General features: G+C 65.1%; 13 protein-coding genes and 1 riboswitch. Of the genes, 9 read left to right on the top strand and 4 right to left on the bottom strand.

All coding sequences use genetic code 11. The annotated features are described in order from the left end of the window. Positions 1-25: 25 nt before the first annotated feature. The 4 genes from CSC70_RS03705 to CSC70_RS03690 all read right to left on the bottom strand — a co-directional run bounded on the left by CSC70_RS03705 (position 26) and on the right by CSC70_RS03690 (position 6,451). A complete protein-coding gene (locus tag CSC70_RS03705) occupies positions 26-706 on the bottom strand; it encodes a M15 family metallopeptidase (protein ID WP_343038772.1) in 681 nt (226 codons plus the stop codon). Positions 707-731: 25 nt separating this feature from the next. Then, a complete protein-coding gene (locus CSC70_RS03700; RefSeq protein ID WP_162455259.1) occupies positions 732-2,279 on the bottom strand; it encodes a serine hydrolase in 1,548 nt (515 codons plus the stop codon). A gap of 173 nt (positions 2,280-2,452) precedes the next feature. Then, a complete protein-coding gene (locus CSC70_RS03695; RefSeq protein WP_162455258.1) occupies positions 2,453-5,302 on the bottom strand; it encodes a TonB-dependent receptor plug domain-containing protein in 2,850 nt (949 codons plus the stop codon). 375 nt (positions 5,303-5,677) lie between these two features. Beyond that, positions 5,678-6,451 (bottom strand): N-acetylmuramoyl-L-alanine amidase, encoded by a 774-nt coding sequence (locus CSC70_RS03690; RefSeq protein WP_162455350.1) that lies wholly within the window; start codon positions 6,449-6,451, stop codon positions 5,678-5,680. A 242-nt stretch (positions 6,452-6,693) separates the two neighbouring features. Between CSC70_RS03690 and CSC70_RS03685 the strand changes: the two genes are divergently transcribed. The 9 genes from CSC70_RS03685 (at position 6,694) to CSC70_RS03645 (ending at position 16,530) form a co-directional block, all read left to right on the top strand. Next, positions 6,694-8,082 carry a C40 family peptidase gene (locus tag CSC70_RS03685; RefSeq protein WP_162455257.1) on the top strand — a complete coding sequence of 463 codons (1,389 nt, stop codon included), beginning with the start codon at positions 6,694-6,696 and terminating at the stop codon, positions 8,080-8,082. Between the two features lie 27 nt (positions 8,083-8,109). Continuing rightward, complete coding sequence (locus CSC70_RS03680; protein WP_162455256.1) at positions 8,110-9,207, top strand: dipeptide epimerase; 1,098 nt, start codon at positions 8,110-8,112, stop codon at positions 9,205-9,207. A 38-nt stretch (positions 9,208-9,245) separates the two neighbouring features. After that, positions 9,246-10,097 carry a MurR/RpiR family transcriptional regulator gene (locus tag CSC70_RS03675; protein WP_162455255.1) on the top strand — a complete coding sequence of 284 codons (852 nt, stop codon included), beginning with the start codon at positions 9,246-9,248 and terminating at the stop codon, positions 10,095-10,097. An 11-nt stretch (positions 10,098-10,108) separates the two neighbouring features. Then, positions 10,109-10,903, top strand: a complete 795-nt coding sequence (locus CSC70_RS03670; protein ID WP_162455254.1) for a L,D-transpeptidase family protein — start codon at positions 10,109-10,111, stop codon at positions 10,901-10,903. Beyond that, positions 10,903-12,204, top strand: coding sequence for an APC family permease (locus CSC70_RS03665; RefSeq protein WP_162455253.1), 1,302 nt, complete (start codon positions 10,903-10,905; stop codon positions 12,202-12,204). The genes CSC70_RS03670 and CSC70_RS03665 overlap by 1 nt, the downstream gene beginning before the upstream one ends. 109 nt (positions 12,205-12,313) lie before the next feature. Then, positions 12,314-13,084, top strand: coding sequence for an enoyl-ACP reductase FabI (fabI, locus tag CSC70_RS03660; RefSeq protein ID WP_246189306.1), 771 nt, complete (start codon positions 12,314-12,316; stop codon positions 13,082-13,084). 137 nt (positions 13,085-13,221) lie between these two features. Then, complete coding sequence (locus CSC70_RS14575; protein WP_211369399.1) at positions 13,222-13,791, top strand: phasin family protein; 570 nt, start codon at positions 13,222-13,224, stop codon at positions 13,789-13,791. Between the two features lie 85 nt (positions 13,792-13,876). After that, positions 13,877-15,307, top strand: coding sequence for a bifunctional enoyl-CoA hydratase/phosphate acetyltransferase (locus tag CSC70_RS03650; protein ID WP_162455252.1), 1,431 nt, complete (start codon positions 13,877-13,879; stop codon positions 15,305-15,307). Beyond that, positions 15,304-16,530, top strand: a complete 1,227-nt coding sequence (locus tag CSC70_RS03645; protein WP_162455251.1) for an acetate/propionate family kinase — start codon at positions 15,304-15,306, stop codon at positions 16,528-16,530. Before CSC70_RS03650 ends, CSC70_RS03645 begins: the two co-directional genes overlap by 4 nt. A gap of 38 nt (positions 16,531-16,568) precedes the next feature. Beyond that, positions 16,569-16,800, top strand: a riboswitch (cobalamin riboswitch). The last annotated feature ends 54 nt before the right edge of the window (positions 16,801-16,854 follow it).

The raw sequence follows: 16,854 nt of genomic DNA, 5'->3' as shown, positions 1-16,854 counted from the left end.
TGGACACATTTAATGTGTCTTTATTTCACTTTACTGGAATATCGTACAGCAGCTCCGGGGCTGGAACCGCCTGGAAACTGTAATGCCACCATTCCAGCGGGTAGTTGCGAAAACCGGCGCTCTCCATGGCGCGCCGCAAGCGCAAACGGTTTTCGTGCTGAAGTTTCGTCACTTCGGACGAGTCCGTATTGGCCTGTGGGCCGAACAGATCGAAATCGGTTCCCATGTCCAGTTCCCGGCACACGTCATCCTGCTCGCAGCGCATCAGCGTCAGGTCGACAGTGGCGCCCTTGCTGTGCCCGGAGACCGGCGCAATGTACTCGCCCATCAGCTGCGACTTGTCCAGGTCCGGATAGTGTCCCGGCTTGGTCTTCCGGTCGGACAGATCCTGCGACCATTCGACGAAATGCGCCACCGCGCGCGCTGGCCGGTAGCAGTCGAACACCTTCAGCGCATACCCTTGCGCTCGCAGCTCATGTTCGAGCCTCACCAGCGCCGCCGCCGCTGGTGCCAGCAGATAGCACTTCGGTGCCTCGTATCCACGCACCGGCACACCGACGAAATTGTCGGCCGTGGCGTAACGGATATCCAGCAGGATATCGGGCGCCAGCCGGGTCAGATCGATCAGATCCGTCTGCTCGAACCGGGTTGCCGGAGAGATTGTCTGAGCGTGCAGTAAAAACGTGACTGCCAACAGCGCGAACAAGGCCGGGATGCGACCCCACGCGCGTTTACGGACAGTCGGCAACCCGACTGAAATCGAGATCGGGGAAATCGAAGCTGGAATCGGCATCGGGATCGACATGCGACAGGCTAAGTCGGCCTCCAGTATCGGCAGTCCGCGGATGGAATTCCAGCCACGCCTCGGCATCGACGCTGTCGTCGAACCAGTCGATCAGCCAGCGACCGCCGACTTGCATCACTTCGCCGCGCATCAGCGGCGACTTGTCCGAGGCAAAGACAACCCGGTCGTCTACCGTGCACAAACTGATCGTGCCGAACCAGGGGTCGACATAACGCCCCAGCGCATCCTTCGCCTGCGCTGGCGGCAGCGATGCGCGCGCCGACGTGTCGGGGACCTGAACCGAAGACCGCCCGGTCTTGCCACGCTCGCCGGCCAGGGCTTCGGCATAACCAGCCACGGTTGCCCGCTGCTCCGGCGCGGTGAAATGCTTGGTCAATGCTTGGGTCAGCACCGTGCGTGCTTCGCCGCCGCTGCCGTTGATCAGGACCACGATGCCCGTGCGCTGGTCGGGCAACAAGGTCACCGAGGAATACATCCCCGCGAGGGTGCCGGTATGCGCAACCCGCCAGACGCCATCCACGTCCGACAGACGCCAGCCGTAGCCGTAGCCGTTGAAATGCGTGTTGTCCCAGTTACGCATCCGCTGCGAGACCGGCATCGGCATCTGCACGCTCCACAGTGTGCGCCGCTGAGTCGCGGAGACCCACTGCGATTGCGGGTCCAGCCACATCCGCACCCAGGTCAGCATGTCGTCCAGGCTGCAACGGATACCGCCGGCCGCCATTCCGGTCGCATCGGGCACGAGATCGCCGTCGCGGCGGATCACCTGGTTGCCGTCGCCGATGCGCATGTGCGGCTGGGCAACGTTCCCGACCTCGATCCGATTCCATTCGCCTACCTGGCATCGCTGCATACCCAGCGGCTGAAACAGCTGCTCGCGCAGCAGTTGGTCGTAGGGCTTTCCGCCTGCCGCCGCCGCCACTTCGCCTGCCACCACGTACATCAGGTTGTCGTAGGTGTAATGCGCACGGAAGCTGTGGGTCGGCTTCAACCACCCCAATCCGTTGATGATGTCCGCACGGGTGAAGTGGTTGGGCTCCGGCCATAGCATCAGGTCGCCGGCACCCGGACCCAGGCCGCTGTTGTGAATCAGCAGGTCGCGCACCTGGATGTTCTGCGTCACCCAGTCGTCGTGCATGCGGAACTCCGGCAAGTACTTGCTGACCGGATCGCTCCAGGCCAGCTTGCCCTGATCGACCAGCCGCGCCAGCAGGCCGGTAGTCATCGCCTTGCTGTTGGAGGCGATCTTGAATAATGTCTCGGTCGTGATCGACTCGCCCTTGCCCGCCTCCAGTTCACCAGCGGCGCGTGTGTAAACGACCTTGCCGTCCTCGACGATGCCGACCGCCAACCCCGGCAGGTGATAGCGGTTGAAGGTGTCGTCGAAGGCGGCATCGAAGATCGCCCGCTCCCCGTTGTCGCGTGCGAGTACCTGCCCCGAACCGCAAAGCAGCAGACATGCAAATACGGCCATCGCCCTGCAACGGAGTGATTCCGACTCTGTTCCAGTCCGCCGGAAGTTTGTTCGCGCCTGCTTCATGCCCGCCTCCACTTTCGATTGTCGCGTCGGGCATGCCCGCCCGACCCCGCAAAAAGGAAAGCGGCCCGTTCAGGCCGCCTCCCCGTATCACAACATCAACTTCCGGATCAGAAGAACTTGTACTCGACCTGCAGCGTATAGGCACGTCCCCGCGGATCTGCGATACGCGGCTCCCATGCTGCACCAGCCGCCCAGTCGTTCTTGTGGGCGGTGAACGGCGGATCGGTGTTCAGCAGATTCTTGATGCCGAACGACAACTTCATCTTCTCGAACCCCGTGTAGGTCAGGTTGTAGTTGTAGACGATGTAGGCATCCACATCCGGGTCCCAATTGGACGGAATGTAATTGCCGCTGGCGACACCATTGGGCTCTTCGTCCTTGTAGCCGGCACGATAGACCTGAGTCAGATTGTGTGCCCAGTCGCCGCGACGCCAGCTGAAATCCAGAGTGTGCTTCCAGCGGATCGGCAAGCTGTAGTAGCGAATGTAGTCGCCGACCAGATTGTCCGTGTACGGCAGGGTCTCCAGATCTTTAGTCTGGAAAGTATCCAAATAGCTGCCATTGAGATGGATACGCAAGTCGCCATCGAACACATCGTCGAACATCAGGTTGGCATCCAGCTCGATGCCTCGCATCAGACTGCCACCAGAGTTGAGATAGCGCTGATCGATGGCAATCACATCACCATTGGCGTCGCGAATCCAGTTATCGGCGAAAGTGTCGTAATTCTCAATCAACGTATCTACCGAAATGCCGGAACGGATGGTCTTTTCGCGTTCGATCTCCCACCAATCCAGGCTCATGTTGAACCAGTCGATCGGTGAGAACACCACACCGATGCTCTTCTGCGTGGATTCCTCCGGATCCAGATCCTCCTTGCCTCCGGTCAGCAGATCTGGCTGGATCATCTCGCAACCCGGAATCGACGGATCCGCAATGCCACTCGGGCAGGTCGCCGGATCGGCCAAATCAAGTCCTGTATACGGGCTCAACGAGGTGCCATAGTACAACTGGTTGAAAGTCGGCACTTTGAAGCCAGTGCTATAGGCACCACGGAAAGCCAGCGAATCGATCGGCTGCCATTTGAACGACACCTTCGGATTGTCTGTCCCTCCGAAACCCTCGTAATCGTCATGACGACCAGCGATGGTCACGTCCAGACTATCTAGGATCGGCAGATAGACCTCGGCATAGACCGCCCAGACATCACGCTTGACTTGCTTCAGCACGTTGCCATTATCAAACGGCGCCAGATAAATGCCGTCAGCTTCCGCATCCAAGTTACCGCCGAACTCGTACTCCTCACGACGCAGCTCAAGACCCGTTGCCATTTGCGCTTCACCACCGGGCAAACTGAACCCCAAGCCTCCGGAGAAATTGGCATCCAGAGTACTCATCGTCGAGGTACCGCCATACAGCTCAGTACCGGAGGCGGAGGCTGCTGCCAGCGCCGCCATGCCTGCTTCCGACTGCTCCTCGCCCGGAAGCAGGAACGGATTCAGCAGCCCGCTGCCCAGCACCGCTTTCAGCTTGTCGGTGTAGTAGTAGCCCCCATATAGCTTGGACGTCGACTTGCTCTCGGCGCGCGACACACCGACATCATAATCCCAGCTACCCAATGAACCTTCGACTCCTGCCAGGAAGCGATACGACTTGGTGTTGGTCGATATCTGACGCGAGCCACAAGCCATGCATCGCCAGCGATAAGCGATCGGCTCACCATAATTCAGCTGCGCGGTACCGAAATAGTCGGCCAACGCATCGTAGATCATGTCGTAGGCTTCCCCGGTACTCGGGTACCAAGTGGTCGCATCGAAGGTACTGCCGGGCGAGATCTGGTACGGCTCGAACGACTTGCGTGCATCGACTTCCGAACCCATGAATTCGATGAAGGCTTGGGTCGTATCGGACACCTTGAAGGTCGCTCGCCCGATGAAATCCTTGCTCTCGACCGGCTGCTGAATCACTGCCGCGGCCGGATAATCGTAGGCACAGGCATAGGTCGAGTCGACCAAACCCCACAACTGGTAGTCATACGGACCCATCATGTCGTGACCGCTCTCGCAGCTCGACGCACCTGGCAGGTTCAGGATGTTTATGTATCGCTGGTTCGACCCATCTGCCGGATCGGTAAGCCCGGCTCCGATCAGGGTCGGAGTGGAGGTTGGCCGATAGGCAATGGTCGCAAACGGCGTGCCGCGGGTGTCCGGCGACAAGCCGCGGTCAGGCTGGAACGCATTGGAGAAGTCTCGATCGGTGCCACGCAGGATCTCGTTCTTCTTCCAGCTCAGGCTCGCAAAGACATTCCAGCGATCTGTATCGAGATCGCCGGCACCACCCAGCACGTTGACACGATAGATGTTGCCGCCACCTTCCTCGGTAGTATCGGTGAAAGCCGAAGCCTGCAGGCCTTGATAGTCGGTTCGGGTGATGAAGTTGATCACGCCGCCGATGGCGTCGGTGCCGTATATGGCCGAAGCACCGTCACGCAGGACTTCCACACGCTCGATGGCAGCGAACGGAATCGAGTTCAGGTCAACCACTCGCCCCTTCAGACCATGTGAAGCAACGCGACGACCGTTCAGCAATACCAGAGTCGCATCGGCGCCTTGGCCGCGCAGGTTGGCCGAGGAAACGCCGTTATTACCACGCTGATCAACACCGGAAATGATGCCGGCGTTGCTGGCCAGGTTGTCCATGCCGTTGCCGGCGATGTTCAGGTAATTCATCAACTGCTCGGCAGAGCTGATGCCCTGGGCATCGATTTCTTCCTTCTTGATGATCGTGACCGGCAGCTGCGTTTCGATATCGGCGCGCTTGATGCGCGAACCGGTCACGGTCACGGTATCGAGCGTCTTGGATGTCGTGTCCTCGGCGGGAGCCGTGGTTTCCTGCGCCATCAGCGGAGCACATGCGCTCGCAATGGCCAGGGACAAAGCCAACCTCTTCAGTTTCATGACGATCTCTCCTGGAATGTGTCGTATGTACCGTTACGGCCCGTATCTGCCCGATCCCGCCACGAAACCGGCGCTGCCACGGATCCGCCGAATTGCCTGATTCCCGCGCCCGGCCGATCCCCGATCGGATACGGGCAAAACCGCTATCGCCTCCCGCCTGCCTGACCGCCTCCATGCCCGCAATCGCCCCGGACTGACGTCCTGTACGATTGCTTAATATTCCGTTACATTGCGATTTAGCATGTGCCGGACGCCAGTGTCAATAAATTATTCGTCGAATTTGAAATTGGCCGAATAAATATTCCCAACTGAATTCCCGGCTGAATCGGCGCCCCGCAACCGGTCTGCGCCTATCCCGCCGGTACACACGGCCCATTACGGCTGGACGTCCCCTGCCGGCAGCCGGGTCAGCGCCCACAGGACTCGCAGGTCCTCTGCATCCAGCTCAACGCCCTCCATGCCGCGGAAATGGTGATGAAAGCTGCGCACCGCGGCGGCACGGTCCTGCAAGTCGTAGCCGATCGCCTGCATCGCCAGCCACGGGTCGAAACCCGGAGCGGGGTCGCCAGCATCGGCGGCCGGCCAGACGCCGAAACCGGCGTCGGCCAACTGCTTCCACGGGAACAGCGGACCCGGATCGACCTTGCGCCGCGGCGCCAAGTCGGAATGGCCGATCACCTGACTGCGCGGGATCTGCCAGCGCGTGCACAGGTCGTCCAGCAGCTTCAGCAGAGTCTCGATCTGCGCCTGCGGATAGGGGCTTTTGCCGTCGTTGTCGATTTCGATGCCGATGGAGGCTGAATTGACGTCGGTGATCGTGCCCCAGCGCCCGGCGCCGGCATGCCAGGCACGCTTTTCGTCGGACACCAACTGGTACAGGCTGCCGTCCTTGCCGACCAGATAGTGCGAACTGACCCGTCCGCCGCTGTTGCGGTTGCGCAGGGTGTGCAGCGACTGCTCGACCGAGTCCTGCTCGGTGTAATGCAAGACGATCAACACCGGGCGGCGGACGTCGTAGTTCTTGGAGCGCACCCAGTCCGCCATCGGGTTGCGCGGCCCGCTGCTCACGCAGCCCGCCAGCGCCACCACGGCCAGACCGGCCGCAAGCGCACGCACCCATTGCCGGTACCGCCCCGGCCGCATTCCCATCATCATTCCACCCCACGGGTTCCCGACTTGTCGGTGCCAAGACGTATCACGTAACCGGGACCCAGCGCAATAAATTATTACGTTCATGTTGTAATTTCGAAGCAAATATTCCATAACATCGGCCAATGCCGGACGAAAGACCCGACGTGAACCACGGAACTGGCCCCGCAAATCCGCTTTCCCTTGCCTGCAGGCAGGCCTGCCGGCCGGTCGTCGCCCACGTCCCGATGAAACGGCCGACGATGAACCCGGCACCGATGCTGGCCCTGCTGCTGGCGCTGGCACCGGGCACGGTGGCGCTGGCGCGTGAGGCGCTCTCGCCCGACACCGGCCTGCTCGGCATACGCATCGCCCAGCTCGAGCCCGGCTATTGGCAGTCGCGATTGGCCCACCCCGACCGGCCGGTGATGGACACGGCCGCCATCGCAGCCCAGAACGCGCGGCTGTATGCCTTGGACCCGACCATGCATCGGCTGGCCGAGCTGCCGGCGACGCTGCCCGGCGAACAGGTACGTGCCTGGATATCCAAACTGTCCGCGCCACCAACACGAACGCTGTACGACGCACAGGGCAAGCAGATCGACGATGCCGCCCTGGACAACCTGCAGCAATCGCTGCAATTGGCCGCGATTCCCGCCAGCGTCGCGCCGCGTTTCGGCCTGATCATGCGGCGCGGCGACCTGCGCGCCTTCCCGACCCGGTTGCGCACGTTCAGCACCATCGGCGATACCGACATCGACCGTTTCCAGGAATCCGCGCTGTTCCCCGGCACCACGGTCGCGGTGGTCCACGAAAGCCTCGACGGCCAGTGGTGGTTCGTGGTCGGGCCGAATTACGCGGCATGGATCGAGAAGCAGTACGTCGCCCTGGGCGAGCGCACCGAAGTGCTGGATTACGCCGACCAAGGGCCCTCTCTGGTAGTGACCGGCGCCGACGTGCTTACCACCTTCACCCCGGAAGAACCGCGCGTATCCTCGCTGCGGCTGGACATGGGCCTGCGCCTGCCGTTGCTGACCGACTGGCCGCAGGACCGCGCCGTCAACGGCCAGCATCCTTATGCGTCCTATGTGGTGCAGCTGCCGGTGCGCGACGCCAATGGCGGCCTGCAGCTGGTGCCGGCGCTGGTGCCGCGCAGCGCCGACGTGCGCGAAGGCTATCTGCCGCTGACACCGTCCAACCTGATCGCACAGTCGTTCAAGTTCCTCGGTGAACGCTACGGTTGGGGCCATTCCTACGGCACCCGCGACTGCAGCGGCTTCGTGTCCGAAATCTACCGCAGCATGGGCGTGGAACTGCCCCGCAACACCAGCGCGCAGGCAGTCAGCCCGGCCTTGAACCGGATCGCCTTCGACCCGGCCGACAGCCTGCAGACGCGGCTGGCCGTCGTCCGCGACACCCGCCCCGGCGACCTGATCTACATCCCCGGCCACGTGATGATGGTGATCGGCCATCAGGACGGCCGCACCTGGGTGATCCACGACACCAGCGGGACCTCGTATCGCGATGCCTCGGGTCAGCGCGTCAGCGCCCACCTCAACGGCGTCTCGGTCACTCCACTGGAGCCGCTGCTGTTCAACGGCGACACCAGCTATGTCGAACGCATCACCAGCATCCAGCGCATCCGCCCCTGAGTCCCGCATGCCTACCGGAACCGAAGCATGAAGATCACCGACATTCGCCTGGGCATGCTGCGCGTGCCGTTGAAAACCCCGTTCAAGACCGCGTTGCGCACCATCGACACCGTCGACGACATCGTGGTGCTGGTGGAAACCGACGCCGGCAAGATCGGTTATGGCGAGGCGCCGGCCACCGCGGTCATCACCGGCGACACCCACGGTTCGATCGTCGAAGCCATCGACAAGATCATCCGTCCGCGGCTGATCGGCCAGGACGTGTCCAACCTGAACCGCATCACCCGGCTGATCCAGACCTCGCTGGAAGGCAACACCAGCGCCAAGGCCGCGGTCGAGATCGCCGTCTACGACCTGTGGGCGCAGCTGCACAACGCGCCGCTGTACCGCATGCTGGGCGGCGGCGACCCGGTCATCACCACCGACATCACCATCAGCGTGGATTACATCGACAAGATGGTGGCCGATTCGATCGACGCGGTAGAACGCGGTTTCGCCTCTCTGAAGATCAAGGTCGGCAAGGACATCGGTCTGGACGTCGAACGGGTCAAGGCGATCCACGCCGCGGTCGAGGGCCGCGCCCTGCTGCGGCTGGACGCCAACCAGGGCTGGACCGCCAAGCAGGCGGTGTTCGCCATGCACAGCCTGGAAGACGCCGGGGTGGTGCTGGAACTGCTGGAGCAACCGGTCAAGGCGCAGGACATCGACGGCCTGAAATACGTCACCGACCGCGTGCACACGCCGGTGATGGCCGACGAGAGCGTGTTCGGCCCGGCCGACGCCATCGACCTGATCAAGATGCGCGCGGCCGACATCATCAACATCAAGCTGATGAAGACCGGCGGCCTGTCCAACGCCATCCGGATCGCCGACATCGCCGCCCTGTACGGGGTGGAATGCATGATCGGCTGCATGCTGGAGACCAGCATCAGCGTGGCTGCCGCCGTGCATCTGGGCGTGGCCAAGGCCGACGTGATCACCAAGGTCGACCTGGATGGCCCCTCGCTGTGCCAGTACGACCCGGTCGAAGGCGGGGTGATCTTCGACGATTCGGAGATCACCATCACCGACGCGCCGGGTCTGGGCATCCGCGAAATCCGCGGGCTGGAAATGCTTTCGCGCTGACCATGGCAGGATACGACGGAAGAATCCGGGGGGAACGCATGCCACCACTGGTGAGAATCCGCTCCGAACGCGACCAGATGTCGGCCATCGAGCGCCGCATCGCCGATTTTGTCCTCGAAAACGCTGCCCTGCTGCGCGACTACTCCTCGCAGCAGCTGGCCAACGCGCTGGGCATCAGCCAGTCCAGCGTGGTCAAATTCAGCCAGAAGCTCGGCTTCAAGGGCTACCCGGACCTGAAGTACTCGATCGGCGAGGCGGTCGCCCGCAACGGCAACGGCCAGATGGTCGATCTGCCGGAAGCAGCAGCCCCCACCGACGCCTACGGCCAGCTGCTGGACGAACTGCGCCGCAGCAAGGCCGCGGCGGAGGAGGAAACCCGGCTGCTCAATCCGCGCGAGCAGATCGAGCCGATCGTCGGCCTGCTGGACCGGGCCGGCAAGGTGTTCGTCTGCGGGCTGGGCGACGACGGCCTGTTCGCGCGCGAATTCGCCATGCGGCTGTCCCTGCTGGGCGTGCTGACCGTGCACCAGGCCGACCCGATCCTGATGATGGCCAACCTGTCGGCGGTGCGCGACGACGACGTGCTGCTGATGTTCTCCGAACATGGCAAGCTGCCCGAACTGTCGCAGATCAGCCGCCAGTTCCAGGCCGGCGGCGGCAAGGTGGTCTCGATCACCCGCCATACCGCCAATCCGCTGCGCGCGCACGCCGACGGCACGCTGGTGATCTCCGCGCACGACCCCTCGCCGCACGTGGCGCAGCTGCTGTACCGCAACTCGCTGCACTACCTGCTCGACTTCCTGTTCGTGCTGCTGTGTCATGCCAGCCCGGAGCGTCGCCAGCAGCTGGACATCAACCTCGAACGCATCCAGCACCTGCTGGACTCCTGACCGGATCGCCCATGACGTCCTCGATTTCGCGTTTTCGCCGCGCCTTCGCCCTGCTCACCGCGCTGTCCGCGACCGCGCTGGGCGCCTGCGCCGGCACGCCCGCAACCGCGCCGCTGCCGTGGGACGGCGCGCGCCAGCTGGTGTTGGTGATCCCGGCCAACTGGGACGCCACCACCGGCACCCTGCAACGTTTCGAACGCGATGCCGGCGGCGACTGGAAGGCCGCCGCACCCGCCGCACCGATCGCGATCGGTCGTGCCGGCGCCGCCTGGGGTCTGGGCCTGCATCCGGCGCAGGCCGAGGGCCCGCAGAAGCGCGAAGGCGATGGCCGCGCGCCGGCCGGCGTGTTCGCCCTGGGCACCGCCTTCGGCTATGCCGGCAGCGCCGATACCGCGATGCCCTACGCGCCGATGCAGGCGACCAGCTACTGCATGGACGTGCCCGCCTCGCCGCTGTACAACCGCATCGTCGATGCCGCCGAGGTCGGCGCCGACGCGGTCGAGGGTTCCAGCGAACCGATGCGGCTGGACCTGCACCACGACGGCGACCCGCGCTACCGCAACGGCCTGGTGATCGGCCACAATCCCGATGCCCGGCAAGGCGCGGGCAGCTGCATCTTCGCCCACCTGTGGCGGCGTCCGGGCGAACCGACCGCCGGCTGCACGGCGATGGCGCCGGAGACGATGGATGCGCTGCTGGCCTGGCTGCGTCCGGAAGCGGAGCCGGTGTTCGTGCTGCTGCCGCGTTCCGAATACCTGCGCCTGCAACACGCCTGGCGCCTGCCCTCACCCGACAAGGACACCTGATGACCCAGCCCGCTTCCGAACCCGGTTACCTGCGTGCGGTCGGACGCTGGCAGATCCTCGGCCTGTCGATCAACGACGTCATCGGCAGCGGCGTCTACCTGCTGCCGGCTGCCACCTTCGCCCTGCTCGGCCCCTTCAGCCTGTGGGCGGTGCTGCTGGCCGGCCTGGCGGTGGCGCTGCTGGTGATGTGCTACGCGCAGGCGGCCAGCTACTTCGACCAGCCCGGCGGCAGCTACCTGTACGCGCGCGAGGCCTTCGGCCCGTATGTCGGCTTCCAGGTCGGCTGGACGATCTGGCTGACCCGGGTCAGCGTGGCCGCCTCGCTCAGCAACGGCCTGGCCGATGCGCTGACCCGCTTCTGGCCGGCCGCTGCCGACGGTCCGGTGCGGATTGCGATCGTCGCCGGCTCGCTGCTGCTGCTGATCGGCATCAACATCGCCGGCGTGCGCTGGGCGGCACATGCCGCCAGCGTACTGGTGATCGGCAAGGTGGTACCGCTGCTGCTGTTCATCGGCATCGGCCTGTTCGCCATGGACTGGGGCCAGGCCTTCAGCGGCCCGCCGGTGGACACCCACAACTACAAGATGATGGGCGAAGCGGCGCTGCTGCTGCTGTTCGCCTATGCCGGCTTCGAGAACCTGCCGGCCGCCGCCGGCGAATACCACCGCCCGCAGCGCAACGTGCCGTTCGCCCTGCTCAGCATGATCACCATCGTCACCCTGCTGTACGCCGGCGCGCAGCTGGTCGCGCAGGGCACGCTGCCCGACCTGGGCGCATCGAAGGCGCCGCTGGCCGACGCTTCCGACCTGTTCGCAGGCCCGTGGCTGGCGGTGCTGCTGACATTCGGCGCAGCAGTGTCGATCCTCGGCACCAACAGCAACACCATGCTGCTGGGACCGCGTTTCCTGCAGAGCCTGGCCCAGGACGGCTACGGGCCATCGTGGTTCGCCCGCCTGCATCCGCGCTTCCACACCCCGGCGGCGGCGATCGCCACCCAGGGCCTGATCGCGCTGGTGCTGGCGCTGAGCGGCTCGTTCGTGCAACTGGCCCTGCTGTCCACGGTGACCCGCCTGCTCGGCTACATCTGCACCGCCGCTGGCGTGCTGGTGCTGCACAAGCGCTACGGCGACCGTCCCGATGCCTTGCGGCTGCCGGGCGGTCCGCTGATCCCGGTGCTGGCCCTGCTGCTGACGCTCGGCCTGATGGCCGCGGCCAGCTGGCAGAACCTGCTGGCGATGGGCGTGGCCCTGCTGATCGGCACCGGCATCTACCTGGCCCGGCGCACTCCGCGCAGCGTCTGATCGCGCTCGAACGGCTGCGGCCCGGCGCGTGGCGGAAACGTCGTGCGCCTGAAACCGTGCCGACCGATACTGTCACCGCGCTGCCATCCGCAGACATGGAGGGAAAGACGTGGGACTGATCTCGCTGCAGGGCAAGAAGGGGCTGATCGTCGGCATCGCCAACGAACACAGCATCGCCTGGGCCTGCGCCCGCGCCTGCCGCGACGCCGGCGCCGAACTGGCGGCGACCTGGCAAACCGAGAAGGCGCGTCCGCATGTCGAGCCACTGCTGGATGTGCTAGACGTGGATTTGCGGCAAGCGCTGGACGTGGCCGACGACGCGCAGATGCAGGCGCTGTTCGCACGCATCGCCGAGCAATGGGGGCGACTGGATTTCCTGCTGCACGCGGTGGCCTTCGCCCCGAAGGCCGACCTACAGGGCCGGGTGACCGACAGCAGCCGCGAAGGCTTCCTGCTGGCGATGGACGTGTCCTGCCATTCCTTCGTGCGCATGGCGCGGCTGGCCGAACCGCTGATGGCGCAGGGCGGCAGCCTGACCACGCTCAGCTATCTGGGCAGCGAGGAAGTCGTACCGCACTACGGCCTGATGGGCCCGGTGAAGGCGGCGCTGGAATCGACCGTGCGCTACCTGGCCGCCGAACTCGGGCCGTCAGCGATCCGCGTCAACGCGATCTCGCCGGGCGCCATCCCCACCCGCGCCGCCTCCGGCCTGGCCGAATTCGACGCCCTGGTCGCCGACCAGTCGCGCCGCGCGCCGCTGCCTTCCGCGCTTTCCATCGACGATGTCGGCCCGCTGGCCGCCTTCCTGGCCAGCGACGCCGCACGCGCCATCACCGGCACCACCCAGTACGTCGACGGCGGCTACCACATCCTCAACTGATCGCCCCAACTAGACATTTCGTCGAATCCGGCCCTGCCGGCTTGGCCGCAGGGGCCGGTTTCGGCGTAGTCTTTAGCGATCCGGACGGGGCTGCCCGGACGGATGTCTTCCCCCACGAATCCCTGAGAGGTCTCACGATGAACAGCAAGACCGAATTGCCGTTGAGCCTGTACAAGGCGAACCTGGAGCTTCAGGTGAAGATCGGCCGCCTGATCCAGGAAAGCGGCCAGCAATGGCTCGACTACGGCAACCGCCTGATCGGCGACAGCATCGCCGAAAGCAATGCCGAGATGGACGAGCTGCTGCAGGCGCAGGATTGGCAGCAGCTGGCCAGCCTGCCGGCCGAATCGCTGTGGCGGCAGCTGCAGCAACGCGTCGGCGACAGCCAGGCGGTGGCGCAGATCGCGGTCAACGCGCAGAACGCCTTCGCCAGTGGTCTGCAGCAGATACTGCAGGACTGGCAGTACGAGACCACCCACCTGCTCGGTCAGGAGGCCAGCCTGATGCCATCCGTGCCCGAGGGCTGGGACGACCTGGTCAAGCCCTGGGAAGAACTGCTGCAAGCCACCGGCATGACCGCAGTGGCACCCAAGCCCGCTGCAAAGAAGAAGGCAGCAGCAAAGAAGGCGCCAGCGAAGAAAGCCGCGTCCAGGAAGGCAGTCGCGAAGAAGGCCCCGGCGAAGAAGGCCGCCAAGCGCAGCCGCTGAACCGCAGCGGCCGGCGTATCCTCCACTCGATGGTCACCTTTGCAGGATAAGGTGGCTGGCGGACACGCTTGGCCTTGACGACAACATGAACGATTCCGGCGACCGTACCGACAGCGACCTGCTGATACTGCGCAACCGTACCTTCGATGAGCTGGCCGTCGGCGACTGCGCCAGCATCGAGCGCACCCTGACCCAGCAGGACATCCAGCTGTTCGCGCTGATGTCCGGCGACGTCAATCCCTTCCACGTCGATCCGGAATTCGCCGCCTCGGCGCGCTTCCACGGGGTGATCGCCCACGGCATGTGGGGCGCAGCGCTGATCTCGGCCGTGCTGGGCACCCACCTGCCCGGTCCGGGCACGATCTATCTGGATCAGAGCCTGCGCTTCCTCGCCCCGGTCCACGTCGGCGACCGCCTCGTGGTCAGCGTAACGGTCGAGACGCTGGAACCCGAGCACAAGCGCGTCGATCTAGCCTGCCGCTGTGTCAACCAGGACGGCAAGACGGTCATTGACGGTCGCGCCCTGGTCGTCGCGCCCAGCGAACGGATCGAACGCCGGCGCACGACCCTGCCGGAGATCCGCCTGGACGTGGCTGGCGCGGATGGCCTGCAGCGCTTGCTGCAACACACCGCCAGCCTGCCGGCGATCCGGGTCGCGGTCATCCATCCCTGTGACGCACTCAGCCTGTCGGCAGCGCTGGAAGCACGCGACGCCGGCCTGATCGTGCCGGTGCTGATCGCACCCCGGGCACGACTGGAAGCAGTCGCCGCCGAAACCGGCCTGGACCTGGACGGACTGGAAATCGAGGACGTGCCGCACAGCCACGCCGCCGCCGCGCGCGCCGCCGAACTGGCCGCCGGCGGCCAGGTGGAAGCGCTGATGAAAGGCAGCCTGCACACCGACGAAGTGATGGCCGCGGTGGTCGCGGCCGGCGCCGGCCTGCGCACCAAGCGCCGGATCAGCCACTGCTTCCTGCTGCAGACCCCGGCCTATCCGCGGCCGTTCATCGTCACCGACGCGGCGATCAACATCGCCCCGGACCTGCAGCAGAAGGCCGACATCATCCGCAATGCGATCGAACTGGCGCACGTGATCGGCGTGCAAACGCCACGGGTGGCGATCCTGGCCGCGGTGGAGACGGTCAACCCCGAAATGCCCGCCACCCTGGATGCGGCCGCGCTGTGCAAGATGGCCGATCGCGGACAGATTTCCGGTGCTCTGCTCGACGGCCCGCTGGCCTTCGACAATGCCGTCTCGGCCGCCGCCGCGCGCACCAAGGGCATCGTCTCCGAAGTGGCCGGCCAGGCCGACGTGCTGGTGGTACCGGATCTGGAAAGCGGCAACATGCTGGCCAAGCAATTGATGTTCCTCGGCGACGCGGCCAGCGCCGGGATTGTGCTGGGCGCCAAGGTTCCGATCATCCTGACCAGCCGCGCCGATTCGCGCGAGTCGCGGATCGCCTCGTGCGCGATTGCGCTGATGCTGGCCCATCACTACCGCGACCATCCGCCGTGAGCGCACGCCACGACCGCTACCCGAGCCGCGGCGAGCTGGTCCTGGTACTGAATTGCGGTTCGTCCAGCATCAAGTTCGCGCTGTTCGACGCCGGACAGTCGCCGCTGCCGCGACAACCGGTGTGGAACGGCAAGGTACAGGGCATCGGCGGCCCGGCGCCAACCTGCGGCGAAACCGGGGTAGCGCCGTTCGCGGTCCAGCTTGATGCCGACCAGCCCTACCACGCCGCGCTGGAACTGATCCGCCAGCGCGTGCTCGCGCGGCTGGGCGAACGCCGTCTGGCCGCAGTGGCGCATCGCGTCGTCCATGGCGGCAGCAAGTATTTCGATCCGGTACGCGTCGATGCCGGCGTGCTGGCCGATCTCAAGGGCTACATCCCGCTGGCGCCGCTGCACCAACCGTTCGCGCTGGACGCAATCGAGATCCTGCTGCGCGAGCGCCCCGAACTGCCGCAGGTGGCCTGCTTCGACACCGGCTTCCACCACACCCTGCCCACGGTCGAACAGGCATTGCCGCTGCCCTGGGACGCCTGGCGACGCGGCCTGCGTCGCTATGGTTTCCACGGACTGTCCTATGCCTACATGGCCACCGCCTTGCCGGAACGGCATGGCGAGCTCGCCCATGGACGCACGCTGGTAGCGCACCTCGGCAGCGGCGCCAGCCTGTGCGCCATGCGCGAACTGCGCAGCATGGCCACCACGATGGGCTTCTCGGCGCTGGACGGACTGATGATGGGCTCCCGCACCGGCGCGCTCGACCCCGGCGCGCTGCTGTACCTGATGGAAATCGAGAAGCTTTCATTGCGACAGGTCGGCCACCTGCTCTACCACGAGTCCGGTCTGCTCGGCGTCTCCGGCATTTCCAGCGAGCCGCGGACGATCGTGCAGCACGAAAACGACGTCGGCGAACGCGGCGAACGCGCGCGGCTGGCGCTGGACCTGTTCGTGCGCCGGATCGTACGCGAGATCGGCGCGCTGACCGCCGTCCTCGGCGGACTGGACCTGCTGGTCTTCACTGCCGGCATCGGCGAGCACAATGCCTTCATCCGCGAACGCGTCTGCCGCGATCTCGGCTTCCTCGGTATCGAGCTGGACGCGGATGCCAACGCCGGCGATGCGGCGGTGATCTCGACGCCGGACAGCCGGGTGCAGGTCGCGGTCGAACCGACCAACGAGGAGTGGATCGCCGCGCGCATGGCCGCCGAGCTGATCGGCATCGGCTGATCCGCCGCGACCTGTCCACCCGCAGCCGCAATCCCGTACAATCCTCATCGCTTCGAGGTGGCCCGCGGCTTTTCGCCAAGGGCTGAAACGGGAAGCCGGTGACGCCACCGCATGCATCCGCATGCCACGGCCATTCCGGCACTGCCCCCGCAACGGTAAGCGAGAAAGGTCCAGGCAACCGCCACTGTGCATGCGCATGGGAAGGCGCCGGGATCGGAGTCATCGACTCCACTCGCGAGTCCGGAGACCGGCCCCGAAGTCCACTGGTTGCGATGCGGAGGGCGTCGCGCGTGCCGCGCTTTCCCTGCGCTGTCCGCTTCCGTC

The sequence above is a fragment of the Pseudoxanthomonas kalamensis DSM 18571 genome, assembly GCF_010211745.1.
Lineage (GTDB): Bacteria > Pseudomonadota > Gammaproteobacteria > Xanthomonadales > Xanthomonadaceae > Pseudoxanthomonas_A > Pseudoxanthomonas_A kalamensis.
The sequence above is the reverse complement of the archived record's forward strand: the minus strand, read 5'-3'. Positions and strand labels throughout refer to the sequence as shown.

Coding starts and splice junctions, on each gene's coding strand:
- CSC70_RS03700 (WP_162455259.1), bottom strand. CDS start 2,279: ATGGCCGTATTTGCATGTCTGCTGCTTTGCGGTTCGGGGCAGGTACTC.
- CSC70_RS03695 (WP_162455258.1), bottom strand. CDS start 5,302: ATGAAACTGAAGAGGTTGGCTTTGTCCCTGGCCATTGCGAGCGCATGT.
- CSC70_RS03690 (WP_162455350.1), bottom strand. CDS start 6,451: ATGGGAATGCGGCCGGGGCGGTACCGGCAATGGGTGCGTGCGCTTGCG.
- CSC70_RS03685 (WP_162455257.1), top strand. CDS start 6,694: ATGAACCCGGCACCGATGCTGGCCCTGCTGCTGGCGCTGGCACCGGGC.
- CSC70_RS03680 (WP_162455256.1), top strand. CDS start 8,110: ATGAAGATCACCGACATTCGCCTGGGCATGCTGCGCGTGCCGTTGAAA.
- CSC70_RS03675 (WP_162455255.1), top strand. CDS start 9,246: ATGCCACCACTGGTGAGAATCCGCTCCGAACGCGACCAGATGTCGGCC.
- CSC70_RS03670 (WP_162455254.1), top strand. CDS start 10,109: ATGACGTCCTCGATTTCGCGTTTTCGCCGCGCCTTCGCCCTGCTCACC.
- CSC70_RS03665 (WP_162455253.1), top strand. CDS start 10,903: ATGACCCAGCCCGCTTCCGAACCCGGTTACCTGCGTGCGGTCGGACGC.
- CSC70_RS14575 (WP_211369399.1), top strand. CDS start 13,222: ATGAACAGCAAGACCGAATTGCCGTTGAGCCTGTACAAGGCGAACCTG.
- CSC70_RS03650 (WP_162455252.1), top strand. CDS start 13,877: ATGAACGATTCCGGCGACCGTACCGACAGCGACCTGCTGATACTGCGC.